The sequence below is a fragment of the Kocuria salsicia genome (assembly GCF_007681555.1).
Taxonomy (GTDB): Bacteria; Actinomycetota; Actinomycetes; order Actinomycetales; family Micrococcaceae; genus Kocuria; species Kocuria salsicia.
On record NZ_VELE01000001.1, the window covers coordinates 103,685 to 127,356 of the forward strand.

The window sequence follows — 23,672 nt, forward strand, 5'->3', positions numbered from 1 at the left end:
GTGGGCGGCCGGTGTGGCCGGGATGTACGTGCCGGGGGTCTGTCTGCACATTCCCGTACGTGAGGGGCGGGCGGCGGCGCCCGCCAGGGCGTCTGACTCGCGCACGGACGCCGGGTTTCCGCCCGACGTCGGCGCGAGTCTCAGGACCGCCGGCGCAGAGCGACCATGAACATGGCGTCCGTACCGTGCACGTGCGGCCACAGCTGGACGCTCGTGCCACCGCCGGGCACCTCGTGGCCCACGGCGCGCTCCCCGTCCAGCGCACCGGGCAGGGCCGCGGAACGGGCAAGTTCCGCCGTGTCCAGGACCTCGACGTCCCCGCGGGCGTCCAGCACCTCCTGGAGCACGTCGTGCGTTTCCGCGGTGTGCGGCGAGCACGTGGCGTAGAGCGCCACCCCTCCCGGGCGGGTCACGTCCAGTGCAGCGTCGAGAAGCTGCCGCTGGATGCTGGCGAGATTCCCCACGTCCGACGGCGTGCGCCGCCACCGCGCCTCGGGCCGGCGCCGCAGCGCCCCCAGGCCGGTGCACGGAACATCCACGAGGACACGGTCGAACCGGGCGGGCTCCGCACCGGGGACGTCCCGTGCATCTCCGACCCGCACCTGCCACGCGTCCTCCGGGACGGGGGCGAGGGCATTGCGGACGAGGTCGGCGCGGTGCTCGCCGACCTCGTTGGCCAGCAGCGTGGCCCCGCGCTCGTTCGCGAGCGCCGCCAGCAGGGCCGCCTTGCCACCGGGACCGGCGCAGAGGTCCGCCCACCGGCCGGCGTCATCCTGCACGGGGGCCTTGGCGAGGACCCGCGCTACGAGCTGGGACCCGGCGTCCTGCACCCTTACCACACCCTCGCGGGTGCCGGGGATCCGGTGGACGTCCCCGCCCGCGCTCACGGCGCTGTCCGGCACGAGGTCGCCCGGGCGTGCGCCCTCGTCGATCGCGGCGTCGAGGGAGCCCAGACCCGGCAGCGCGACGAGGTGGACGCTCGGCGGTTCGTTGTCCGCCTCGAGCAGCGCCTCGATCTCCCCCGTGCCCCGGCCGTTCACGCGCAGGGCACGCCGCATGGCACGGATCTCCCACGCGGGGTGCGCGTGCCGGACGGCCATCCGCCGCAGCTCGTCCGACTGCTCGGCGGCGAGCTGGTCCAGCCACTCCTCCCCGCTCTGGCGCGCGACCTTGCGCAGCACCGCGTTGACGAGCCCTGCCGGGCCCTGCCCCACCTCGCCGCGCACGAGGCCCACGGTGGCGTCGAGGGCCGCGTGGTCGGGCACGCGCATGGCGAGCAGCTGGTGGGTACCCAGTCTCAGGGCATCCAGCACGGCGGGATCGAGCTGGTCGAGCGGGCGGTCCACGCATGTCTCGAGCACGGCGTCCCACGTTCCCTGCCAGCGCATTGTCCCGTAGGCGAGTTCCGTGGCGAAGGCGGCGTCCCTCCTGTCCAGGCGGTTCTCACGCACCAGGCGGGGCAGCACCAGGTTGCCGTAGGCGTCCTCGGAGTTCACCGCCCGCAGCGCCTGGAAGGCAGTCAACCGTGCGGGGTCGGAGTTCCGACGCCGCTGGGCCGGGGCCTGCGCGGAGTAGGAGCGCTCCTGCTGGGACCGGCGGTTGCGCTCGTGCCCACGGGCGTTGCGGCGGGAGCCGTCACGCGACGCGCCGCGACTGTTTCCGGGACCCCGTCGGTCCCCCGGCCCCTGACTGCGGCGCTCGTTGCGCCCGTCGGACGCGCCACCCAGCTCGTGCTGATCCCGGCTCATGCGAACGCCACCTGCTCCCTGTTCTGCTGGCCGCGCGCCCAGTCGAGCGCCGCCATTTCTTTCTTGCCGGAGGGCTGCACACGGGTCAGCTCCACCGCTGAGGACCCGGTCCCCACGTACACGTGCTTCTCGCGGATCTCCACGTGACCGGGTGCGATCCCCGTGACCTCCGGGGCGGGGACCACGCGCTCGAGCTTGAAGCGCTGGCCCTGGTACTCGGTCCACGCTCCCGGTTCGGGCGTGACACCGCGGACCCGGTGGGACACCGCGGGGGCGGGATCCTCCCACCGCACGCGGGCCTCGGCGCCGCTCAGCTTGGGGGCCGGGCTCGGTTCACCGCGCTGCGGTTCGGGCCTCACCCGGCCGGAGGCGACGTCGAGCAGCGAGTCCGCGAGCAGCGGCGAGCCCTCGTGGGCGAGCCGCTCCAGCACGGAGCCGGAGGTGTCCTCGGCGCGCACCTCGTCCATGACCGTGGCGACCACGGGCCCGGTGTCCATGCCCTCGTCCAGGACGAACGTGGTGGCACCGATCGTGGTGTCCCCGGCCATGAGTGCGCGCTGGACGGGTGCGGCTCCGCGCCAGCGCGGCAGCAGAGAGAAGTGGAGGTTGATCCAGCCGTGCTCGAAGACCTCGAGCGCCGGCGCAGGCAGCAGGGCGCCGTAGGCCACGACAGCCGCGATGGACGCGCCCGTGGCACGGAGATCGTCCAGCAGGTCATCGGTGACGCGGTTGGCGGTGAGCAGGGGCAGTCCGAGCTCCTCGGCGCGGCGTCCGACGGCCGACGGCGTGAGAACCTTCCTGCGTCCCACGGGTGCGGGTTCCCGGGTCAGCACGGCCACCACGGTGATGCGGGGATCGGCGTGCAGCGCCTCGAGCGGGGGGACGGCCGTCTCGGGCGTGCCCGCGTAGAGGACCTTCAAGGGTTCGCTGGGAGCGTTCGTCGTCATCGTGCACCTCCGTGCCCGAACGCGGAACCTCCCGCACCGCGCGAGGACCCGGCGTGAGCCGCGCGGTCGGCGTCGTCCTCGGACGGTGCGGACCCGGTGCCCGGGCCGCCGCCGATGCGCTGCTCCTCCCGCTCACGGGTGATGCGCGCGGCCGTCTCCTGGAAGGTGGCCCGCCGCAGCTGCCGCATGGCGTCCTTGCGCTCCTCCCCCACGAGCCGGTCCACGTAGAGCTTTCCGGACAGGTGGTCGGTCTCGTGCTGGAAACACCTCGCGAGCAGTCCCGTGGCCTCGCGCCGCACGGGCTTCCCGTGCTGGTCCACGCCCGTGAGCACCACGGAGTTCCGGCGCGGCGTCTCGTAGGACAGACCGGGGACGGAAAGGCAGCCCTCGCCGCCCTCCTGCGGGTCCTCACCGAGGCTCACCTCGGGATTGACCACGTGCCCCTCGTCTCCCTGGACGCCCCACGTGAAGACGCGCAGGCCCACGCCCACCTGGGGCGCGGCGAGGCCCACTCCACCCACGGCGTACATGGTCTCGAACATGTCACGGATCAACGTCTCCAAGGACTCGTCGAACTGCGTGACCTCCTGGGCGGGGGTCCGCAGCACGGGGTCCCCGATCGTGCGGATGCGCAGAATACTCACCGGGCGATGCACTCCTCTAGCTGGGTGTCGTGGGACGTGGGGCGGGCGGGTCTCAGTCTACGGCCGGGCCCTCGACCGTCCGGGCCGTGGCGCTCTGCGGAACACCGCCCGCGCGCCCGGTGGGGTTGTCCTCGAGGGGCGGCGGCGCGAGGGGCCGCAGCTGGGCGCCGGCGGCCTCGAGGTCCGCGGAGCGCACCCACACCTTGGCAAGGGCGCAGAACTTGAACCAGTGCACGGGCAGGTGGTCCGGCACCGCCTGCACGGTCAGGGCCTCCGTCTCCCCGATGGCCACGGCCATGAGGACCTCGGCATCCCCGTAGGCCCACGGTTCCCACCGGCCGGTGGTCGCGTCCACGAGGGACTCCTCCGCCTTGAGCCCGGCCACGAGCTGCGTGACGACCTTCGGGTCCGGGGCCTTAACACGCCCCGAACGGTCCGTGCCGCGGGTCTTGTAGTCGATCAGGCACACCTTGCCCCCGATACGGGCCACGAGGTCCAGCGTGCCCGCGTAGCCGACAGTGGTGTTCCACACGGTGATCTCTGCGGCCAGTGGCTCGGGGCGGTAGAGCTCCCACCACTGGTCCGCGCTGTCCGCAAACCGGGACTCGTGGTGCTCGGCAAGGTCCCGCCGTGCCTCCTCCGCCCGGTGCTCCCGGCCCATGGCGCGCAGCGCGAGCTGCTCGCAGTAGTCGTGGACGCGGTCACCGCGCCGGGCCGCCTGATCCCGGTGGCGCTCGGCGGCCTTCGCCGCATGGTTCACCAGGGCGCGACGACGTCGCGAGTCCCGCAGCGCATCCGGCAGCTGGGGGTCGGAGGCCAGCGCCTGGGCCGCGCTGTAGCCGTACCAGCCACCGAGGTCGTTCGCCTCGCAGCCGATGATCGTGGTGATGGACGGAACCTGCAGGTCACCGCCCTCCTCGCGCGCATACATGCGACCGGTGGCGGTTTGGCGGGCCAGGCGAGGTTGGGTCATGGGCTCAGCGTAGGAAAGGGCTCAGACACGGACAGTGGAGCGCGTGGGCGTCGATGCCAGTGCCTGTGCCGCATGGTTGGTGGCGTTCGGCAAGCCGACCGAAAAGGTCTCGGACGCAAAGGAACCCGGCCCCTCCCGGGACCGGGTTCCTCGTTACAGTGCGCGATACTGGGATCGAACCAGTGACCTCTTCGGTGTGAACGAAGCGCGCTACCGCTGCGCCAATCGCGCTTGCAACGTTGAAAACTCTAGAGCACGTCCCCGGGGATCGGCAAATTGAGCTCACCCCCCGCCCCCACGGGCCCGACCACCCGATTTGCCCCCGCCGGATCGTGTCGGTAATGTTTCTGCTCGTTGGCAACGCCCCGATGCAACGCACCGAAGGAACTCAGGTTCCCAAGGCACAGCGGAGGACAGCGCGAGAACCTGTGATAAAGTTTCCGCTCGGAAGAACGGAGCACTGCAGAAACAGGGTCCCGATCGGCCAACAATGCGGACGTAGCTCAGCTGGTAGAGCATCACCTTGCCATGGTGAGGGTCGCGGGTTCGACTCCCGTCGTCCGCTCGCAGTTTTCGACCCTGGTCGAGACCTGAGACCTTGTCCTCCAAGGATCTGGTCCCCGGTGGGGTGGCCGAGTGGTTAGGCAGCGGCCTGCAAAGCCGTCTACGCGGGTTCGAATCCCGTCTCCACCTCGGTGCAACCACCTCGTTCAAGAGATTGAGCGCGATTGGCGCAGCGGTAGCGCGCTTCCCTGACACGGAAGAGGTCACTGGTTCGATCCCAGTATCGCGCACCAGACAAGGCCCCGGAACACTACGTTCTGGGGCCTTCCGCGTGCCACCGCTGACCTACGACCCGGCGCTGCGCACCGAGTGGGAGACATGGCCCAGGGCCCGCAGCACCCGGGTCAGCCGATCGCAGGAGACCATTCCCCAAACCGCGCGGGCCACGATGACGTCCCGGGACGGTGTCTCCCCCGCTCCACCGGTGTCGCCGGAGAGGGAATCCACCGGAGGCTGCGCGGGCTCGTGCATACCCGCGATGTCCACGCGAGTGAGCTCATCGAGCGCGCGGCCGTATCGCAGCAGGACGCCCCTGTCCACGGGTGAACCAGCGGCCCGCATGCCCTCCAACAACTCACCGAGCGCCCGGCGCGGCCCGCTGGCCACGTCCGGCCACCCCAGCTGCGTGAGCAGGTCCCGGATCATCGGATCCTCCCGGTGCTCCGGGGGCCCGCCTGCCTCGGAAGGTGACAGGCCCTCGGCGAGCGACTGGGCGATCTCGAGGGCATTCACGAGGGGCCGCCGTGGATCGTCGATCACGGTGACCAGCGCACGGATGTCGGGGATCGTGGCACCGGCCTCCTCCCTCAGTACCCGGATGAGCTGCAGGCGTTCCACGTGACCCTGACCGTAGTCCTGCCGCGTCGCGGTGAGCCTGGTACCGGCCGGCAACAGTCCCTCCCGGCGGTAGAACTTGATGCTGGCCGTGGTGGTGTTGCTGACCTCGGCCAGGGCATTGAGCAGCATGACGCAGCCCCCTCGGATAGTCGTCCGCGCGCCAGTTGTCCTGATGGCGCGCGCTGGATACCGCAACTATCTTAGCGGTATGGAGCACTTCACACCGATCATCGCCGTTCACGCGTCGTGCGCGTTCTCTGTTCTGCTGCTGGGACCGGTGCAATTGCTGCACGGACTCGCCGCATTCACCCTCTTCTCGGTGGGGTCGGCCATGTGGGGGATCCTGCACGACGACGTCCGAATGCACCGGCGGAACATGCTCGGTTGCTACCTGGGCACCCTGGCCGCCTTCGGTTTCGCCGTGGGTGTGCCCACACGGGCCATTTCCCAGACCTTCGCCTCGAGCCCGGTGACCCTCCTGGGCGCGGCGCTGGGGATCACCCTCCTGGTGGCCGCGTGGAGCGGGACCATCATCCGTACGCAGCGCACGCCGTCGCCCTGATGTGGCCGTTGACGAAGCAAGACGACGGCGCCCTCTCCCCTCTCACGCGTTCGGATCGACCACCCATACGGCCACGACCAGGTCCTGCCGGCTCATGCCCACGCACTTGAACACGCGGGGCCGCGCCGTATCAGGGGCCACCCCGCCCGTGACGACGTCCGCGAGGTCCACGAGTGAGTCCTCGTGCAAGGAACTGTCGGCGACGGCCTGGATCACGTCCCCGGCTTCACGCATGGCGGTGGCCCGGTCCTCCACGACCACCTGGGCGCGACCCGTGAGCGCGGAATCGAGCTCGCGGAACTGTGGCTCGTGGGATCCCTTGGCGACGACGCACGCAGCGTCCGGCCGCGCACCACCACCTCCGTGAACGAGCGGATCTCGGCGAATGCCGCGCCGTGGGCGAGCGCCTGCGGCCCCGTGCCGAACACCACGAGCTTGGTTGTCTCCTTCGGGGCCAGGTAGTCGGTGGCCACGGCCGAGAAGGCGGGGGTCCGCAGGGTGGTGAGGACGTTGCCTTCCAGCAGAGCTCGAAGACTCAGGGTGGCCGAGTCCATGAGCATGTAGGTGGGTGGAAAACTCCCGCCCCGCCCGGGTAAGAGACCCGGGCGGGGCGGGAGCTGCGTCGGCCGACGCGGTGCCGTCAGGAGACGGCGGAGGTCACAGCATGCAGGAGACGCAGCCCTCGACCTCGGTGCCCTCGAGCGCCAGCTGGCGGATGCGCGAGTAGTACATGGTCTTGATGCCCTTGCGCCACGCGTAGATCTGCGCGCGGTTGATCTCCCGCGTGGTGGCGGTGTCCTTGAAGAACAGCGTCAGGGACAGGCCCTGGTCCACGTGCTGCGTGGCCGCGGCGTACGTGTCGATGATCTTCTCGTAGCCGATCTCGTACGCGTCCTGGAAGTACTCCAGGTTCTCGTCATCCATGAAGGGCGCCGGGTAGTACACGCGCCCCAGCTTGCCCTCCTTGCGGATCTCGATGCGCGAGGCGATCGGGTGGATCGAGGAGGTGGAGTTGTTGATGTACGAGATGGAACCCGTGGGCGGCACGGCCTGCAGGTTCTGGTTGTACATCCCGTCCGCCATGACCTTCTCGCGCAGCTCACGCCAGTCCTGCGCGGTGGGCAGCGCCACACCGGCGCGCGCGAAAAGCTCGCGGACGCGGGCGGTCGCAGGCTCCCACGTGCCGTCGATGTACTTGTCGAAGTATGTGCCCTTCGCATAGTCGGACTTCTCGAAGCCCACGAAGGACTCCCCGCGCTCCTTGGCGATCAGGTTCGACGCCCGGATCGCGTGGTACGTCACGGCGTAGAAGTACATGTTCGTGAAGTCCACGCCCTCCTCGGAACCGTAGAACACGTGCTCCTTGGCCAGGTACCCGTGCAGGTTCATCTGGCCCAGGCCCACCGCGTGGGACATCTGGTTGCCGCGGCGGATCGAGGGCACGGAGTCGATGTTGGACATGTCCGACACGGCGGTGAGGCCGCGGATCGCGGTCTCGATGCTCGCCCCGAAGTCCGGGGACTCCATGGCCATGGCGATGTTCATGGACCCCAGGTTGCACGAGATGTCCTTGCCCACCTCCGCATAGGTGAGGTCCTCGTTGTAGACCGAGGGCTCGGAGACCTGCAGGATCTCGGAGCACAGGTTGGACATGATGATCTTGCCGTCGATCGGGTTGGCGCGGTTCACCGTGTCCTCGAACATGATGTACGGGTAGCCGGACTCGAACTGCACCTCAGCGACGGTCTGGAAGAACTCGCGGGCGTTGATCTTGGTCTTCGTGATCCGAGAGTCGTCCACCATCTCGTGGTACTTCTCGCTCACGTTCACGTCCGCGAAGGGCATTCCGTAGATGCGCTCCACGTCGTACGGCGAGAACAGGTACATGTCCTGGTTCTTCTTCGCCAGCTCGAACGTGATGTCCGGGATGACGACGCCGAGCGAGAGGGTCTTGATGCGGATCTTCTCGTCCGCGTTCTCGCGCTTGGTGTCCAGGAAATTGAGGATGTCCGGGTGGTGGGCGTGCAGGTACACAGCACCCGCGCCCTGACGGGCCCCCAGCTGGTTCGCGTAGGAGAACGAGTCCTCCAGCAGCTTCATGACCGGGATGACGCCCGAGGACTGGTTCTCGATCATCTTGATCGGCGCACCGGACTCGCGCAGGTTCGTCAGCGCGAACGCCACACCGCCGCCGCGCTTGGACAGCTGCAGCGCCGAGTTGATGTTGCGCCCGATGGACTCCATGTTGTCCTCGAAGCGCACCAGGAAGCACGAGACCAGCTCGCCGCGCTGCTTCTTGCCCGCGTTGAGGAACGTGGGAGTGGCCGGCTGGAAGCGACCGGAGATGATCTCGCCCACCAGACGCTTCGCCAGGGTCTCGTCCCCGTCCGCGAGGTAGAGGGAGACCATGACCACGCGGTCCTCGAAGCGCTCCAGGTAGCGCTGTCCGTCGAACGTCTTCAGCGTGTAGGACGTGTAGAACTTGAACGCGCCCAGGAAGGTCTGGAAGCGGAACTTGTAGCCGTACGCCTGCTTGGATAGCTCCTTGATGAACTCCATGCTGTACTTCTCGAGCACCTCGGCCTCGTAGTACTGGTGGTCCACCAGGTACTGCAGCTTCTCCTCGAGGTCGTGGAAGAACACCGTGTTCTTGTTGACGTGCTGCAGGAAGTACTGCCGTGCCGCCTGGCGGTCCGCCTCGAACTGGATGTTGCCATCGGCATCGTAGAGGTTCAGCAGGGCATTGAGCTCGTGGTAGCCCAGGCCCCGGTACTTCTCGGGGCAGGTGGGGTCCTCGTGGCCGGGCTCAATGCTCACTCCCGGGGTTGCGTGAATGCTTGCCAAAACTCTTCCAATCCTTGGGTGACTTTTTCGACGTCCTCGTCCGTGCCCATCAGCTCGAACTTGTAGAGCAGGGGCACCTGGCACTTGGCGGCCACCTTCTCCGCCGCCACGCAGAACAGGGGGCCGAAGTTGGTGTTGCCCGCGCCGAGCACACCCTTGAGCTGCTGCCGTGAGGGGGCGTCGTTGAGGAACTTGACGACTTGCGGGGGAACGGATCCCGCTCCCCCGGGCCTGCCGTAGCTGGGCACGGCCAGCACGTACGGTTCCGTGAGGCGAGGAACGGGATCAGAGGTCTTCAGGGGCAGCCGAAGGGACCGCACGGGAAGTTTGGCGACGAACCGGTCCGTGTTGCGGGTGACGGAGGAGAAGTACACCACCAGGGGTGCTTCCTCCCCCACGACGACGGGGGTGTTGCGTTCTTCCCATTCCTTCGCCTGGGCTAGAACGGAGGCCAGGGCACTCATGCCGGGTCACTTCGATTCTGGGGGAACGTTGGTGGGTGGCGAGAACCGGTGGCCGCCGGGACGCTCGCGCTCCCAGGACCACCGAGTGCGGGCTGCGTCCGCCGTGGCACCCTCGGGTGCCACGGCGTGGGGCTCATGCCGAGCGCAGCAGCGCCAGGCTGTTGATCTTGTCCGGGCGGAACCCGGACCAGTGCTCGCCGCCGGCCTCGACGACCGGGACCTGCTGGTAGCCCAGGCCCACCACGTGGTCGTACGCGGCGGTGTCCTCGGTGACGTCCACGACGGTGTAGTCGATGCCCTTCTTGGTGAGGGCGCGGTAGGTGGCGTTGCACTGGACGCACGACGGCTTGGAATACACGGTGACTGACATAGCCCATCTCTCCTTGCGGGAAGTACCGATTCTCCGGCGCCTCCGGGGCTTTTCAGCTCGTGGTCCGGGTGGTGCGCCAGGTGGTTGAAGATCTGGATCAATACTACATCTTGTGGCGCGTACCGGGACATAGCCCTAGATGATGTGGTTGCCCGATCCACAGGGCCTCGGAGGTTATCCCCCGGGTTGTCCACAGGACCCCCGGTGGCCGGTGCCCGGCAGCACGCGGTTTTTCGCCGCCGGGGTGTGGATAAGCGGCGTTCCCGACGTCACGGAAAAACTTTTCGCACCGCGTGTCCCGACCACTGCCGAGCCGTGTCGCCCGGGCGGGAGGGCACGGGTCACCGCTGGCGCAGGACTCGCGTGCGGCCTCGACCGTCTCCGTCTCTTAGCGGTACTGCTCCCCGGTCACGCAGGTGAGGACCTGGGCGACCTCGGTCATCGTGAGCGACTCGGGACCCGTGAGGGTGTAGGCGCCGCGCGTGTGCGGCTACGGGTCCAGCAGGACCGCCACGACGGCGTCGGCGACGTCGGCCCGGGCCACCGCGGCCACGCGGCCGTCCCCGGCGGGTCCGCGCAGCACACGGTCCCCACCCGCAAACAGGGGCAGGACGTCCAGGTAGAAGTTGTCCCGCAGGAAGGTGTGCTCCAGTCCGGCGCGCTCGATCGCCTGCCCCGTGGCGTCCGAGGGTTGCGCACCAGCAGCCGGTGCTGAGGAGAGGGGGCAGAGATGGCCGGGGAAGGTCAGGGAGGGTCGGAGCTCGTGTCAGGGCACGTCAGAGCAGTCCTGCGGCCCGCAGCTGGTCCGAGATGGAGGCGCCGTCGTTGGCCTCGATCCACAGCACGCCCTCCGGGGCGATCACCCGGTGACCGTCCGGCACACGCGCACCGTTGGCGAGGACGGCCTCGGTGGGTGAGAGGTTGCGGATGACGACCGCCGCCACAGAGTCTGGGTAGCGCTCGGCGAAGCCCGCGTAGATCTGCGGGTCGTGCTGGCCGTCGTCTCCGATCAGGATCCACTTCACGTGCGGGAAGTTGGTGGCCAGTCGCTGCAGGTTCTGGACCTTGTGCTGGGCGCCCGAGCGGAACCAGCGCTCCGTGGTGGGACCCCAGTCGGTCAGCAGCAGCGCACCAGAGGGGTAGGCGTTGCGGGTGAGGAAGCGGCGCAGCGTGGGTGCCACGTTCCACGCCCCGGTGGAGAGATAGAGGAACGGTGCATTCGGGTGCTTGCGCCGCAGCCGGTCCATCATGGTGGACATCCCCGGCGTGGGGATGCGGGCGTGCTCGTTGGCCACGAAGGAGTTCCAGGCGGCGAGCATCGGCCGGGGCAGCGCGGTGACCATCACGGTGTCGTCCACGTCGCACACGACCCCCAGGTACTGCTGGTCCGAGACCACGGTGACTTTGGCCTCCGTGACCTCCGAGCCCTCGGCCTGCATGTAGATGGAGTGCACCCCCGGGGCCATGGACACGTTGAGGTCCGCGTCGATCACGCCGCCCTTGTCCGCGACGAGGTGGAACTCGTGATCCCCCAACCAGATGTTCACGTGGGCGAACGCGAAGGGCACGGACGAGAAGGAGCGCCAGCCGCGGATCGACTCGTCGGCGTCGTCCGTGTCCTGGATCAGCGAGCGCGTCTTGAGCAGCACGCGGCCCAGTGCCCGGACGTAGCGGGGGCTGCCGTAGCCGTCGAAGGCGAGCATGGTGGGGATGTCCCCGCGCTGGGTTGCCCTGCCCTGCCGCCAGCGCTGCAGCTTCTGGTCGAAGCGGTAGCCGATGTTGATCGCTTCCTCGGTGACCTGGTCCACGGTCGGCAGCAGATCCCCTCCGCCACTGTCTTTCGCCATGGTCCTCAGTCTCCCACAGGCGGGGGTGGGCGCCATGGCCGGGGTGCGGCGTGCGGTGATGTGTCATGGGGCGCCCCCCGGGTGTGCGAGGCAGGGGCGCTGGGCTCGGAGGTGCCGGGTTCGGGGGCGCTGGGCTGCACCTGCCGGGGCGAGGGGCGTTCGGGAGCGCTGCGCCGCGGTGGGCGTCCGGGGGTGGGGCGGGAGCCGAGCAGGGCCGAGGGGTCCGGCAGGGTCTCGGGGCGGGAGAGGTCCCAGGCCTGCGCGGCCTGGATGCCGATGCCCCGGGGGCCGGTGCGGCGGGTGTGGCCGTGGACCAGCAGCAGCGTGGGGGCGAAGAGCACCTCGCCGGAGACGGCCTGGGCCTCATCGAAGAAGGTGCAGTCCACCGCCCCGGAACCGTCGTCGAGGGAGATGAAGACCACGCGTCTGCCACTGCGCATGGGCGGGGTCATGGTGGAGACGCGGACCCCTGCGACGACCACCTCGGTCCCGTTGCGCAGCCCCAGCAGGTCCTCGGCGCGGGTGGCGCAGTAGCGGCGCATGAGCTGCGCGTGGGAGTCCATCAGGTGGGCGGAGACCTCCGTGCCCATGGTGTCCATCTCCGCCCGGACCCGTTCCTCGGGGCTCGGTTCGGCGAGCCGGGCGGGCAGGCCGGCAAGGTCCACGTCCCCCAAGGGCAGGCTCAGCTGACCCTCCCCCGGCTGTGAGCGCGGGGGTCTGCCGGTGACGGGGCGCTCTGCCTGTTCACGGAGGAAGTGGACCATGTCGGTGTGGGAGGCGCGGGTGCCAGCGCCGCGCAGCAGGGTGTCGAGTGCGCCGGCTGCGGCGAGGCGTTGCAGGTTTCTGCGGGTGGGGCGGGCGCGGGTCTTGACCTCGGCGAGGGTGCTGTAGGGCTGTCCGGCGAGGAGACGTTCGGTCTCGGCGGCACTGAGGCCGGTGATGGAGTTCAGGGACATGCGGATTCCCCAGGCACCGTCCTGGGTGTGGGGGATGCCGTGGTCGAGGTCTGCGGGTTCCACCGTGCCGGGGCGTGGTGTGACGGGTTCCACCCGGTGGTGCTCGCCGCTGCGGTTGACGTCCGGGCCGAGTACGGGGATGCCCATGCGGCGGGCCTCTCCCACGAGCAGGCGGGCGGGGTACATCCCGGGGTCGTGCTCCCAGACGCCGGCCATGAAGGCTTCGGGGTGGTGGGTCTTCAGCCATGCGGACTGGTAGGTGGGCACGGCGAAGGCGACCGCGTGGGCCTTGCAGAATCCGAAGCTGCCGAAGGCGTGGAGCAGCTCCCACACGGTGTCGATGGTGCGGTGGGTGTAGCCGCGGCCGTGGGCGGCGTCGCGGAAGGCGGCCTCCACGGCTGCTTCGCCGTGGGAGCCGAGCAGGCGCCGCCAGACGTCCGCGCGGCCGAGGCCGCAGCCGGTCATCCGGTCCATGATGCGCATGATCTGCTCGTGGTAGACGGCCACCCCGTGGGTCTCGGCGAGGATCTCGGTGAGGTCCGGGTGCAGGTGCTGAGGTGCGGACCAGCCGTGGCGTGCGTCGAGGTAGGGGCGGACCATGTTGGCCTGCATGGGGCCGGGGCGGAAGAGGGAGATGTCCACGATGAGGTCGTTGAACTCCTGCGGACCCATGGTGCCGATGAGCTCGCGCTGCCCGGGGGACTCGATCTGGAAGCACCCGAGGGTGTGAGTGGAGCTGATCAGGCGGTAGGTGTCCGGGTCGTCCCGGGGCATGGTGTCGAGGTCCGGGGGTGGCTCGTGGGGGTGCAGCCGTGCGGTCTCGGCGACGGCGTGGGCCAGGGTGGACTGCATGCGCACGCCCAGGACGTCGAGCTTGATCAGGCCCATGGGGTCCATGTCGTGCTTGTCGTACTGGGACATGGGCAGTCCGATCCCGCTGGCCTGCACGGGGGTGCGGTCCAGGAGGGTGGTGTCGGAGAGGATTACCCCGCACGGGTGCATGGAGATGTGGCGGGGCAGCCGGTCGAGGCGTTCGGTGAGGTCCACGAGCAGGTCCAGCTGCCGGTTGCCGCGCAGTCTGTCCGCGAGAGGTGCGAGCTCGGGCCGGCGGGTGAGCTCCTGGCGCAGGGTGGCTCCGGGGACGCGCCACAGCTGGCCCGCCACGTGGTCCACGTCCTGGGCGCCGAGGCCGAGGGCGAGTCCGGCGTCCCGCACGGCCCCGCGGGAGCGGTAGGCATTCTGCATGCTCATGAGGGCGACGCGCCGGGGGCCGAAGCGTTCGAAGATCCGCTGGTAGACGGCGTGGCGGCGGGCGCTCTCGATGTCGATGTCGATGTCCGGCAGATTGGGGCGCAGCGGGGAGAGGAACCGTTCGAAGACGAGGTCGTACTCGAGGGGGTCCGCCGGGGAGATCCCGAGCAGGTGCACCACCAGGGAGGAGACCCCCGAACCGCGGGCGGCGTGGCGCACGTCCATCTCGCTCATCAGCTCCGAGACCTCCCCCACGGTGAGGAAGTAGCCCGCGAACCCCAGGTGGGAGATCACGTCCAGCTCCCGTTCCAGCCGCGAGCGCAGTGACTCCCTGTTGAGTCCCGGCACGGTGCGGTCCCAGTCCTCGTGCCCGTGCAGGCGTGCAAGGCCGGCGTAGCAGCGGCGGGCGAGTTCGCGGTCCGGGTTGCCCTGGACCCCGAGGACCGAGGCCTCCGGGATCACGGACCGGCCCATCCCGAGATCGTGCTCGGGGTCCAGGATGCAGCGTTCGGCCAGGTGGTGGGTGTCTGCGAGCAGCCTGTCCCGCCCGGCGTCCCCCTGGTCCGCGGCGTGGGCAATCTCGTGGGCGAGCAGGGCCATGCGGTCGTCGTCCTTGAGCCAGCCCTGACCGTTGGGCTGCAGGACGCCGCGGTCCGCGCCCGCGAGCTCATCCAGGGGCATCAGGGTGCGGGCGGCGTCCAGCACGTCCGCGGTCACGGCCTGGCCGGGGTGGGCGTAGCGCACCGCGTTGCTCAGCACCACGGGCAGCTGCGCCCGGTGCCCGATCTGGAGCATGCGCACCGCGTGGCCGGTGCTCAGGGGCGTTCCCTGGGGAGAGAGGTGGGTGGCGGTCTCCACCACGAGGGTTCCCGGGGGCAGCACGCGGCGCCACCGTTCCAGGGCGGTGCGCGCGGGCTGGTAGTGGCGCCCGGCGAGCAGCTTGCCGACGTCCGAGTCCGGGCCCACCAGGACCACGAGGCCGGGCTTCCCGTGCGCCGCGGCCCGGTGGACGTGGCGGGCCAGCTGCGCGGTGGTGAGACCGATCGGGTGGCCCTGGTGCCGGTCGTGGGCGCGGTGCGCGGCGGAGACCACGCGGCACAGGGCGGCGTAGCCGGCCCCGGCGTTGTTTCCCGTGGCCAGCACCACCACGCGCCCGAGCACCCGGGGCGGCAGCGGGCGACGTCGCTGCCCGCCGCGGGTGCCCGCCACGCCCGCACGGCCCGCGCCGAGCAACGCGAGGTCCACCCCCAGCACGGGAGAGAGGCCGTGCTCCCGGCACGCCAGGACGTGCTTGACCGCGCCGTAGAGACCGTCCCGGTCCGTGCACGCGAGGATCTCCGCCCGCTGCTCCGCTGCGGTGGCCGCCAGCTCCTCCGGGCGCGCCACACCGTAGTGGGCGCTGAAGGCGGAGGCCACGTGGAGATGAGGGAAGTGCATGGACGTATTCGAATCTTTATTCGAATACTTGTCAAGTGCTGCGGGTCCTGGTGCAGCACCTCCGGGCCGCTCCACCGGCCGCTCACCCAAGGGTCACCCCGAGCAGCTGCCACTGGTCCGAGACCTGGTTGCGCACGAGCCGGAAGGTGCAGGGCACGGCCGCCCCGCCCCGCAGCGCCTGAACCTGCCACAGCTCCCGGTCCACCATGCTGATGCGGGACTCACGGGGCACGCGATCCTCGGATTCCCACCATTTCCGCCGTTCGTACCACCGCACGGGCGGCTCCACCACGTGGTGCACGCCCCCCCGGTGGACCACCTCCCGGGGCACACCGGCACCGTTGCAGCGCACGACCACCTCGGCCGCAGTGCCCTCGGGGATGAGCTCACGCCCCTGCCTGCTGGGCGCCGCCCTGACCCCCGCGCCGATCACCGGCACCGAGTCCCACGGATCCTCCCAGGACCCAACCTCCATGCTCTCCACCACAGTCATGGCGTTCCGTCCTCCCCGGATATTCGAAACTTTATTCGACTCCTGAGACGGTGCCAAGGCCGTCCGACACGCATAAGCGACTCGACGCGCTCCAACCCACCGCACCCTCCACCCGGAATACCCCGCCTGCCCGCGAAGTTCTCCTGTGAACCGGCACCGCCCCTGGTGTCCGGAGCACGGAGAAGGAGCAAGTAAATGACACGCATCGCAGTCCTGGGCGGCACGGGATACGCCGGGAGCAACATCGCAGCGGCGGGTGTCCGGCGCGGGCACCAGGTCACCGCCTGGAGCAGGAACGCCCCCGAGCACCCGGTGGCGGGCGTCGAGTACCGCACGGGCGACGTCGCCGACCCCACCGTGGTGGCCGCAGCCCTGGAGGGCACGGACGTGGTGCTCACCGCCCTGTCCCCGCGCGGCACGCTGGCCGGAGAGGGCGTGATGCGCGCCGTCGAGAAGGGCATTGCGGAGCAGGCCATGGCCCGGGGCATCCGCTTCGGAATGGTCGGCGGGGCTGGCTCCCTGCGGGTCAGCGAGGGCGGCCCGAAGGTCTACGACGCCCCGGACTTCAACCCTGAGTGGCGCCGGGACTCCGTGGAGGTCGAGACCGTGATGACAGACCTGGCCGAGACCCCCGAGTCCTTCGACTGGTTCGTGATCTCCCCCGCCGGAGAGTTCGGCGCGTGGAACCCCGGCGAGCACACCGGTTCCTACCGCACGAGCAGCGAGGTGCTGCTCACCGACGAGTCGGGGCGTTCGGTGATCTCCGGGGCGGACTTCGGGGAGGCGTTCCTCGACGAGGTGGAGCGCCCGGCGCACCACCGCGAGCGCTTCGGGGTGGCCTACTGAGCGGTTGACGACTGCGCGCGGCCCGTAGCCGGCGCGGGGGGGGGCGAGTGGTGGGTGGAGCGCCGGAGGGCCGCATAGCGAGGCAACCCGGCTTCTCCAGCACCCGGCCGCACACCGTTCCCACCTCTCCTGCGTCCTCGGTGCCCCCGGGGCCCAGTGCCCCAGACCCTTGCAGCCCTGCTGCACCCACCGTGCCCCGATCCGTGCCACACGGCGTCATGTGCGGCGGGTCCCGGGTTGTCCGCCCCGCGGCGGGTGTGGTTGTGTGGTGGTACAGGAATCACGAGTTCCGGCCCAACAGCCCTGGCTGGCCGGACGGCAACCCTCTGACGCTGTCGTGGGGTGCCCCAGGTGATGATTCGGCCCGTGACCACACCGGTGCGGGCAAGGACGGCGTCCGGTTCCCCTGCGCTTCGTGACGCCCCGGTCTGAAGGACTGTTCATGGGCCACGCCGCATCCGGCCGCACCGACGAGACTCTTCTGCCCCGCCCCGCGGGCACCGTTACAACAAGTGGCGGGCACGACGACGCCGCGCGCACCGCCGCTGCCGAGGCGCAGCTCCCCGGTGCCACCCCCAGCACACCTCACGGCACCGCCCCAGGCCTGTCTCCCGCTGCTGCTTCTAGCGGCCTGCGGGCCGCGGGCGCAGCGGTGCGCTCGAAGAAGCGGGTGCTGGCGGCGTCGTTCGTGGGCACGACCATCGAGTGGTACGACTTCTACCTCTACGGGGCGGCGGCCGCCCTGGTGTTCAACCACTATTTCTTCCCGCAGGGCTCGGGCGTGGGAGCGGTGATCGCCTCGTTCGCGACCTTCGCGATCGCGTTCTTCTTCCGTCCCCTGGGCGGGATCATCGCGGGCCATCTGGGGGACCGGATCGGGCGCAAGGCGCTGCTCGTGGCGTCCTTGCTGACCATGGGGCTGGCGACCACGGCGATCGGTCTGCTGCCCGGTTTTGGGCGGATCGGCTGGGCCGCGGTGGTGCTGCTGGTGGCCTGCCGGATCCTGCAGGGGCTCTCCGCGGGGATGGAGTGGGGTGGTTCGGCCGTGCTGTCGGTGGAGCACGCCCCCTCCGGGCTGCGGGGGCTGTTCGGCTCGTTCACGCAGGTCGGCTCGGCGGCGGGGATGCTGCTGTCCACCGCGTTCTTCGCCGTGGTGCAGGCCGTGACCACGCCGGAGCAGTTTCAGGCGTGGGGCTGGCGCGTGCCGTTCGTGTTCTCGGCGGTGCTCGTGGTGATCGGGCTGGTCATCCGCGCCGGTGTCACGGATGCCGAGGAGTTCCGCGAGGTCAGGGCGGAGGAGAAGCGCGCCGTCTCCCCCGTGCGCGAGGTACTGCGCGAATACCCGCGCGGTGTGCTCGTGTGCGTGGGGCAGCGCATGGTCCAGCCGGCGATCTTCTCGGTCCTCACCGTCTACACGCTCACCTACGTGACCCAGCACCGCGGTCAGAGCCAGTGGGTCATGGTCTCCATCCTGATCGCGGCGGCCGTGGGGATCGTGGGCGGACCCTTGTGGGGATGGCTCTCGGACCGTGTGGGCCGCCGCCGGATCTCCGGGATCGCGGCCGCACTGGTCGGCGTGTTCGTGTGGCCCTACTTCCTCTTCCTGGACCACGGCCCACTGGCCCTGCTGCCGTTCGTGTACCTCGTGGGCCTGGCCGTGCTGCACGACAGCATCTACGGCCCCCAGGCGGCACTGTTCGCCGAGCAGTTCCCCGTGCACCTGCGCTACTCAGGGGTCTCCCTGGGCTACCAGGTGGGCACGATCCTCTCGGGCGGGCTGACCCCCATGATCGCCGCGTGGCTCGTGGCGCGCGGCGGGGGAACGCCGTGGCTGCTGTGCGGCTACCTCAGCGTCCTCGCCGTGGTCTCCGTGGTCACCGCCCGCATGGCGCGGGACTCCGTGGCCGACGGCGCCCGGGCAGTCCCCGTGCCCGTCCCCTCCTGAGCGCCCGGTCCGACGACGTCGCCCGCCTGCCCGAGCGCCGCTCCGCCCGGCTCGGACCGCCGCTTCCCGACCGTCCGCACCATCACCCGTCCCCGTGAAAGGCCCCCATGCCCCGTCCGCTGCTGTTCAACGCGTTCGAGATGCCCGTGCCCGTCCACCAGTCCCCCGGGCTGTGGCGCCACCCCGAGGACGAGTCCCGCAACTACGTCTCACCGACCCACTGGGAGCGGGAGGCGAGGACGATCGAGGCAGCGGGGTTCCACGGCATCTTCCTCGCGGACGTCCTCGGGCTCTACGATGTCTACGGCGGCACCCCGGACGCCGCCCTGCGCGGCGGGGTGCAGGTCCCCCAGCTGGATCCCCTGCTGCTCGCGCCCCTGCTCGCACGGGCCACGGAGCACCTCGCCGTGGGAGTGACCGCCTCGGTGACCTACGCGGCGCCCTACGACCTCGCCCGGCGCTTCGCCACCCTTGACGCCCTCACGGACGGACGCATCGCGTGGAACGTGGTGACCTCCTACCAGGAGTCCGCCGCGCGCAACCTCGGTCTGGGGACGCAGCTGCCCCACGACGAGCGCTACGACCGCGCGGACGAGTACATGGACGTGGTCTACGCCCTGTGGGAGGGCTCCTACGCGGAGGATGCGTACGCCGCGGACCGGGACAGCGGCGTCGTCGTGGATCCCGCGAAGGTGCGCGGCGCGGGCCACCACGGCACGTACTTCGACGTCACCGCACCCTCCCTGACGGCCCCCACCCGCCAGCGCACCCCGTACCTCTTCCAGGCGGGGGCCTCCCCTCGTGGGCTCGCGTTCGCCGCGAAGCACGCCGAGGCCGTCTTCTTCTCCGGTCCCACGCCCGAGCACGTCGCCCGGTGGACCGGCAGGCTCCGCGAGGAGGCCGAAGCCGCCGGGCGCGATCCACGCTCCGTCAAGGCGTTCACGAACGTCGCCGTCGTCGTGGCCGAGACGGGTGACGCGGCCCACGAGCGCTTGGCCGAGTACACCCGGTACGTGGACGTGCCCGCGGCTCTCGCGCTGTTCGGCGGGTGGACCGGGGTGGACCTCTCCGATGCGGACCCCGACGCTCCACTGGAGCATGTCGAGACGGACGCCAACCGGTCGGCGCTCGCGTCGTTCACGACCATGGACCCGGACGCCTCGTGGACGCCACGGCGCGTGGCGGAGTTCGTGGCGATCGGCGGTCGAGGTCCCGTGATCACGGGCTCCCCGGAGGAGATCGCGGACGAGCTGGAGCGCTGGGCGCGGGTCGCGGACGTGGACGGTTTCAACGTCAACGCGTGCGTGCGCCCCGCGGACTTCGAGCGCTTCGGGCGCTTTGTGGCGCCGGTGCTGCGCGAGCGGGGTGTGCTGGCACCGGCGGCCACCGTGGGCGGCGCCGGGGACTCCGGTACAGGGGACGACGGCGCGGCGCGAGTTCCCTCCGCCCGCGAGGTCTTCGGCGGTGCCGGGCCCCGGCTGCCGCTGGACCACCCGGGGGCCGCGCACCGCAGCTGAGCCGGGCGGCGTCGTCATCCGGGGCCCTGGAACCCCGGAGGCCCCGTCCGGCACCCGCGTCACCGGGTGCCGGACGGGGCCGGCGGGGAGGGAACGTGCTCAGGGCTGGGCGGGCAGCACGTACCGTCCGGTCCTGTCCGTGGCCAGGGCGAGGGAGGAGATGTGCTGGACCTCGCCGTCGGGCCCCGGCTCGTTGGAGCGCAGCATGTCCGGGCGCTCGAAGTCCAGGCCGGTGACGTGGCACGTGAGCAGTTCGTCGGAGGGGTTGCCGTCCGCGTCCGTGTAGGGCAGCTCGATCCCGTCGTCCGTGCGGCGCAGGTAGTAGCGCCCGCGGGTGGCGATCGCCGTCAGCGGAGTGGCCACGAGCGCGATCAGCACCGCGAAGATCGGGGAGAACGGGGCGATCCCGGGTCCGAAGGCCCCGAAGAACATGGCGATCGAGATCCCGGCGGACAGGCCCAGGGAGACCAGGCCCACGGGGTTCCAGTTGTGCAGCATGCCCCGGCGGAACTCGGGGACCTTGGGCGAGAGGCCCAGCACGTGCTTGTTGACCACGATGTCCGTGGCCACCGTGACGATCCACGCGATGGCGCAGTTCGCGTAGAAGCTGAGCACCGTGTTGAGGAAGTCGAACATGTTCAGCTCCATCAGCGTCAGCGCAATCGCCAGGTTCACGCCCACGAACACCAGGCGCCCGGGGTAGGTGCGGGTCACGCGGGTGAACGAGTTGGTCCACGCCAGGGACCCGGAGTAGGCGTTGGTCACGTTGATCTTGATCTGGGAGATCACCACGAGCACCACCGCCAGCACCATGGCCAGCCACCCCGGCATCATGTGCTGGTAGACGCCCAGGAACTGGTGCACGGGCTCGTTGGCCGTGGCCGACGCCGCGGGGTCCAGGCGCGCGATCAGGTACACCGTGATGAACAGCCCGGTGATCTGCTTGGCGGCCCCGAAGACCACCCACCCCGGCCCGGCCAGGATCACGGCACGCCACCACGCCACGCGGTTCTCCTCCGTCTTGGGCGGCATGAAGCGCAGGTAGTCGATCTGCTCCGCGATCTGCGCGATCAGCGACAGGCACACGCCGGCGGCGAGCATCACGGCGGCGAAGCTGGGGCCCTGCCCGCTCTCACCGCGGTAGTCCAGGAACTCCCCCACCGAGGAGGGGTCCGAGACCACCAGGTAGCCCACAGGGATCACCATCAGCACGAGCCACAGCGGGGTGGTCCACACCTGCACCCGGGCCAGGGACTTCATTCCGTAGATCACCAGCGGGATCACGATGATCGTGGCGATCGCGTAGCCCACGGGTTTGGGGATCCCCAGGCCCAGTTCGAGCCCCTGCGCCATGATCGAGCCCTCGAGCGCGAAGAGGATGAACGTGAACGTGGCGAAGATGACGTTGGTGATGATCGAGCCGTAGTACCCGAAACCGGAGCCGCGGGTGATCAGGTCCAGGTCCAGGTTGTAGCGGGCCGCGTAGTACGCCAGCGGCAGCCCCGTCACGAAGATGATCACGGCGGCCAGGAGGATCCCCAGCAGGGCGTTCGTGGTGCCGTGGGCCATGCCGATGTTCGCGCCGATCGAGAAGTCGGCGAGGTAGGCGATGCCGCCCAGCGCGCTCGTGGCCACGACACCCGGTCCCCACTGCCGGTAGGAGCGCGGGGCGAAGCGCAGGGTGTAGTCCTCCAGGCTCTCCTTCGCGGCCGAGCGGGCTCCGCCCTCTGCAGTGCCGGCCGTTGCAGCCCCGGCACCCGGACTGGTGCCGGGTGGTTCCGAGGGGGAGAGTTCACTGCGGGATTTCACGTCCAGGGACATGCCGCCGTCCTTTCGTCGCTCACGGGAGCTGACCCCGGAGCGGGATCCCCACCGGGCGGGGCACGCCCGGGGACCCGCGGTGTCCGCGGATGCCTCGATCCTGACGCGGTCGTGTTTCCGGCGTGTTGACGGCCTGAGTGCAGCGTGTGACGCCCAGGGCCTGCGTGTAACGATCTGTCGACAGCGCCCCGCCCGGCGGGCGGTGTCCCGGCCCGAGGGGCGCGTCGCGGCCGCCGGGCACGACGGCGCGGGGCGGCGACGTCGCGAACGGCCAGTGCGGCGACGTCGTAGCGAGCGGCGCTCAGGCCTCGAAGAGCGGGCGCCCGAGGTAGTCCGCCGCGTCCTGCGACACCCCCGGGGGCACGGCGAAGAGCCCGGAGCCGGTGTGGCGCAGGTACTCGCTGAGCGCGTCCTGGCGGGCGAGCTTCTTCTGGATGGGCACGAAACCGGTGGCGGGGTCCTTGACCATGGCGATGAAGAACAGCCCGACGTCCATGTTGCCCACGGTGTCCGTGCCGTCCGCGTAGTTGTAGCCGCGGCGCAGCATCTGCACACCGTCGTTGGTGTCCGGGTGGGCCAGGCGCACGTGGGAGTCCTCGGGCACGATCGGCTGGTTGCCGGAGCCCATCATCCCCAGGTCCACGGGCGTGAACTCCTCGCCGCCGGACAGCGGTGCCCCGCTGCCCTTGGTGCGCCCGATGATCTTCTCCTGGCCGGTGAGCGACTCCCGGTCCCACGTCTCCAGGATCATCCGGATCCGCCGGGCTACCAGGTAGGTGCCGCCGCGCAGCCAGGAGTCGTCGGTGACCCACACGTGGTCCTGGATCGCGGAGGCGTCCTCGGCCTTGAGGTTGGCGGTTCCGTCCTTGAAGCCGAAGAGGTTCCGGGGCGTGGCCTGCTCGGTGGAGGTCGATGAGGTGCGGCCGAAGCCCAGCTGCATCCAGCGGGTGGAGACCACTCCGAAGCCCATGCGGATCAGGTTGTGCACGGCGTGGACGGCCACCTGCGGGTCATCGGCGCACGCCTGGATGCACAGGTCTCCGCCGGTGCGCGCGTCTTCGAGCTTGTCCCCCGGGAAGTGGGGCAGCTCGACCAGCCCCTCCGGAAGCCTGGACTTAAGACCGAACCGGTCCCTGCCCGAGGAGTCCTGGAACAGGGAGCGGCCGAATCCCACCGTGACCGTGAGGTGGGCGGCCGAGAGGTCGTGGGCCTCCCCCGTGTCCTGGGGCGGGGCGTACTCGGAGCCGCCGTCGAAGCCCGTCTCGGTGACGTCCAGGCCCTGGGTGATCCGCCGGCACGCCGCCGTCCAGTCCTTGAGCAGCCCGATCAGCTCGTCACGGTCCTTGGTGAGCACGTTCAGGGACGCGAAGCACAGCCGGTCCTGCGCGGGCGTGACGATCCCGGCCTGGTGCTCGCCGTGGAAGTCCACGACGTCGTCCGGGGCGCGGTCCCCGAGCGTGTCCTGCAGTGCGGCAACCGCGGGAGGCCCCGCCACACCCAGCCCCGCGCCCACGGCGAGCGCCCCGGCGCCCGTGCCGAGCAGGGCGCGCCGGGAGAACCCGCGGCGGGTAGTGGTCGGGTGCTCGTCCCGTGGTGCCTCGTTCAT

18 protein-coding genes, 4 tRNA genes, 1 pseudogene and 1 riboswitch are annotated in these 23,672 nt (G+C 70.3%); of the genes and pseudogenes, 7 read left to right on the forward strand and 16 right to left on the reverse strand.

The window, feature by feature from the left end; translation table 11 throughout:
* Positions 1-140: 140 nt before the first annotated feature.
* The 5 genes from FS770_RS00480 to FS770_RS00500 all read right to left on the reverse strand — a co-directional run bounded on the left by FS770_RS00480 (position 141) and on the right by FS770_RS00500 (position 4,543).
* A complete protein-coding gene (locus FS770_RS00480) occupies positions 141-1,748 on the reverse strand; it encodes an RsmB/NOP family class I SAM-dependent RNA methyltransferase (RefSeq protein WP_145009221.1) in 1,608 nt (535 codons plus the stop codon).
* Positions 1,745-2,668 (reverse strand): methionyl-tRNA formyltransferase, encoded by a 924-nt coding sequence (locus FS770_RS00485; RefSeq protein WP_145010285.1) that lies wholly within the window; start codon positions 2,666-2,668, stop codon positions 1,745-1,747. The genes FS770_RS00480 and FS770_RS00485 overlap by 4 nt, the downstream gene beginning before the upstream one ends.
* A 23-nt stretch (positions 2,669-2,691) precedes the next feature.
* On the reverse strand, positions 2,692-3,339 hold the full coding sequence (def, locus tag FS770_RS00490; protein WP_145009223.1) for a peptide deformylase: 648 nt from the start codon (positions 3,337-3,339) through the stop codon (positions 2,692-2,694).
* A gap of 52 nt (positions 3,340-3,391) precedes the next feature.
* Positions 3,392-4,312 carry a cytochrome gene (locus FS770_RS00495; RefSeq protein ID WP_144942620.1) on the reverse strand — a complete coding sequence of 307 codons (921 nt, stop codon included), beginning with the start codon at positions 4,310-4,312 and terminating at the stop codon, positions 3,392-3,394.
* A gap of 159 nt (positions 4,313-4,471) precedes the next feature.
* Positions 4,472-4,543, reverse strand: a tRNA-Val gene (locus tag FS770_RS00500).
* Between the two features lie 261 nt (positions 4,544-4,804).
* Between FS770_RS00500 and FS770_RS00505 the strand changes: the two genes are divergently transcribed.
* The 3 genes from FS770_RS00505 (at position 4,805) to FS770_RS00515 (ending at position 5,109) form a co-directional block, all read left to right on the forward strand.
* Positions 4,805-4,877 (forward strand) — tRNA-Gly (locus FS770_RS00505).
* A 57-nt stretch (positions 4,878-4,934) separates the two neighbouring features.
* Positions 4,935-5,005, forward strand: a tRNA-Cys gene (locus FS770_RS00510).
* A 29-nt stretch (positions 5,006-5,034) separates the two neighbouring features.
* Positions 5,035-5,109 (forward strand) — tRNA-Val (locus tag FS770_RS00515).
* Between the two features lie 52 nt (positions 5,110-5,161).
* Here FS770_RS00515 and FS770_RS00520 read toward each other — a convergent pair.
* Positions 5,162-5,842, reverse strand: coding sequence for a MerR family transcriptional regulator (locus FS770_RS00520; RefSeq protein ID WP_144942619.1), 681 nt, complete (start codon positions 5,840-5,842; stop codon positions 5,162-5,164).
* Positions 5,843-5,921: 79 nt separating this feature from the next.
* Between FS770_RS00520 and FS770_RS00525 the strand changes: the two genes are divergently transcribed.
* Complete coding sequence (locus FS770_RS00525; protein ID WP_244944658.1) at positions 5,922-6,275, forward strand: DUF2306 domain-containing protein; 354 nt, start codon at positions 5,922-5,924, stop codon at positions 6,273-6,275.
* 42 nt (positions 6,276-6,317) lie between these two features.
* Here FS770_RS00525 and FS770_RS00530 read toward each other — a convergent pair whose 3' ends face one another.
* The 8 genes and pseudogenes from FS770_RS00530 to FS770_RS00560 form a co-directional block, all read right to left on the reverse strand.
* On the reverse strand, positions 6,318-6,662 hold the full coding sequence (locus tag FS770_RS00530) for a hypothetical protein (RefSeq protein WP_244944742.1): 345 nt from the start codon (positions 6,660-6,662) through the stop codon (positions 6,318-6,320).
* Positions 6,663-6,664: 2 nt separating this feature from the next.
* A pseudogene (locus FS770_RS13940) lies at positions 6,665-6,835 on the reverse strand (ornithine cyclodeaminase family protein); the annotation flags it as partial.
* Between the two features lie 97 nt (positions 6,836-6,932).
* Entirely contained in the window at positions 6,933-9,092 is a 2,160-nt protein-coding gene (nrdE, locus tag FS770_RS00535; RefSeq protein ID WP_144942618.1) for a class 1b ribonucleoside-diphosphate reductase subunit alpha, read from the reverse strand.
* Positions 9,089-9,583, reverse strand: coding sequence for a class Ib ribonucleoside-diphosphate reductase assembly flavoprotein NrdI (gene nrdI, locus FS770_RS00540; protein WP_244944659.1), 495 nt, complete (start codon positions 9,581-9,583; stop codon positions 9,089-9,091). The genes nrdE and nrdI overlap by 4 nt, the downstream gene beginning before the upstream one ends.
* Before the next feature lie 133 nt (positions 9,584-9,716).
* Positions 9,717-9,953, reverse strand: coding sequence for a glutaredoxin-like protein NrdH (gene nrdH, locus FS770_RS00545; RefSeq protein ID WP_144942617.1), 237 nt, complete (start codon positions 9,951-9,953; stop codon positions 9,717-9,719).
* Between the two features lie 776 nt (positions 9,954-10,729).
* A complete protein-coding gene (locus tag FS770_RS00550) occupies positions 10,730-11,800 on the reverse strand; it encodes an App1 family protein phosphatidate phosphatase (protein WP_144942616.1) in 1,071 nt (356 codons plus the stop codon).
* A 5-nt stretch (positions 11,801-11,805) separates the two neighbouring features.
* A complete protein-coding gene (locus tag FS770_RS00555; RefSeq protein WP_145009225.1) occupies positions 11,806-15,444 on the reverse strand; it encodes a DNA polymerase III subunit alpha in 3,639 nt (1,212 codons plus the stop codon).
* Between the two features lie 82 nt (positions 15,445-15,526).
* The gene (locus FS770_RS00560) at positions 15,527-15,937 is read right to left on the reverse strand and encodes a hypothetical protein (RefSeq protein WP_244944660.1); all 411 of its coding nucleotides are present in this window, start codon (positions 15,935-15,937) and stop codon (positions 15,527-15,529) included.
* Positions 15,938-16,132: 195 nt separating this feature from the next.
* Here FS770_RS00560 and FS770_RS00565 point away from each other — a divergent pair, with 195 nt between their 5' ends.
* The 3 genes from FS770_RS00565 (at position 16,133) to FS770_RS00575 (ending at position 20,245) form a co-directional block, all read left to right on the forward strand.
* Entirely contained in the window at positions 16,133-16,783 is a 651-nt protein-coding gene (locus FS770_RS00565) for an NAD(P)-dependent oxidoreductase (RefSeq protein WP_145009229.1), read from the forward strand.
* 278 nt (positions 16,784-17,061) lie between these two features.
* A riboswitch (SAM riboswitch) is annotated at positions 17,062-17,180 on the forward strand.
* A 45-nt stretch (positions 17,181-17,225) separates the two neighbouring features.
* The gene (locus FS770_RS00570; protein ID WP_244944661.1) at positions 17,226-18,728 is read left to right on the forward strand and encodes an MFS transporter; all 1,503 of its coding nucleotides are present in this window, start codon (positions 17,226-17,228) and stop codon (positions 18,726-18,728) included.
* Positions 18,729-18,835: 107 nt separating this feature from the next.
* Positions 18,836-20,245 (forward strand): NtaA/DmoA family FMN-dependent monooxygenase, encoded by a 1,410-nt coding sequence (locus FS770_RS00575; RefSeq protein ID WP_144942612.1) that lies wholly within the window; start codon positions 18,836-18,838, stop codon positions 20,243-20,245.
* Positions 20,246-20,344: 99 nt separating this feature from the next.
* Here FS770_RS00575 and FS770_RS00580 read toward each other — a convergent pair whose 3' ends face one another.
* Both FS770_RS00580 and efeB read right to left on the reverse strand, forming a co-directional pair.
* Positions 20,345-22,066 carry a purine-cytosine permease family protein gene (locus FS770_RS00580; RefSeq protein ID WP_144942611.1) on the reverse strand — a complete coding sequence of 574 codons (1,722 nt, stop codon included), beginning with the start codon at positions 22,064-22,066 and terminating at the stop codon, positions 20,345-20,347.
* Positions 22,067-22,367: 301 nt separating this feature from the next.
* Positions 22,368-23,672: an iron uptake transporter deferrochelatase/peroxidase subunit gene (gene efeB, locus FS770_RS00585; protein ID WP_144942610.1), complete on the reverse strand. Its 1,305-nt coding sequence runs from the start codon at positions 23,670-23,672 to the stop codon at positions 22,368-22,370.

Coding starts and splice junctions, on each gene's coding strand:
- FS770_RS00480 (WP_145009221.1), bottom strand. CDS start 1,748: ATGAGCCGGGATCAGCACGAGCTGGGTGGCGCGTCCGACGGGCGCAAC.
- FS770_RS00495 (WP_144942620.1), bottom strand. CDS start 4,312: ATGACCCAACCTCGCCTGGCCCGCCAAACCGCCACCGGTCGCATGTAT.
- FS770_RS00520 (WP_144942619.1), bottom strand. CDS start 5,842: ATGCTGCTCAATGCCCTGGCCGAGGTCAGCAACACCACCACGGCCAGC.
- FS770_RS00525 (WP_244944658.1), top strand. CDS start 5,922: ATGGAGCACTTCACACCGATCATCGCCGTTCACGCGTCGTGCGCGTTC.
- nrdI (WP_244944659.1), bottom strand. CDS start 9,583: ATGAGTGCCCTGGCCTCCGTTCTAGCCCAGGCGAAGGAATGGGAAGAA.
- nrdH (WP_144942617.1), bottom strand. CDS start 9,953: ATGTCAGTCACCGTGTATTCCAAGCCGTCGTGCGTCCAGTGCAACGCC.
- FS770_RS00550 (WP_144942616.1), bottom strand. CDS start 11,800: ATGGCGAAAGACAGTGGCGGAGGGGATCTGCTGCCGACCGTGGACCAG.
- FS770_RS00555 (WP_145009225.1), bottom strand. CDS start 15,444: ATGCACTTCCCTCATCTCCACGTGGCCTCCGCCTTCAGCGCCCACTAC.
- FS770_RS00560 (WP_244944660.1), bottom strand. CDS start 15,937: ATGACTGTGGTGGAGAGCATGGAGGTTGGGTCCTGGGAGGATCCGTGG.
- FS770_RS00565 (WP_145009229.1), top strand. CDS start 16,133: ATGACACGCATCGCAGTCCTGGGCGGCACGGGATACGCCGGGAGCAAC.
- FS770_RS00570 (WP_244944661.1), top strand. CDS start 17,226: ATGGGCCACGCCGCATCCGGCCGCACCGACGAGACTCTTCTGCCCCGC.
- FS770_RS00575 (WP_144942612.1), top strand. CDS start 18,836: ATGCCCCGTCCGCTGCTGTTCAACGCGTTCGAGATGCCCGTGCCCGTC.
- FS770_RS00580 (WP_144942611.1), bottom strand. CDS start 22,066: ATGTCCCTGGACGTGAAATCCCGCAGTGAACTCTCCCCCTCGGAACCA.
- efeB (WP_144942610.1), bottom strand. CDS start 23,672: ATGAACGAGGCACCACGGGACGAGCACCCGACCACTACCCGCCGCGGG.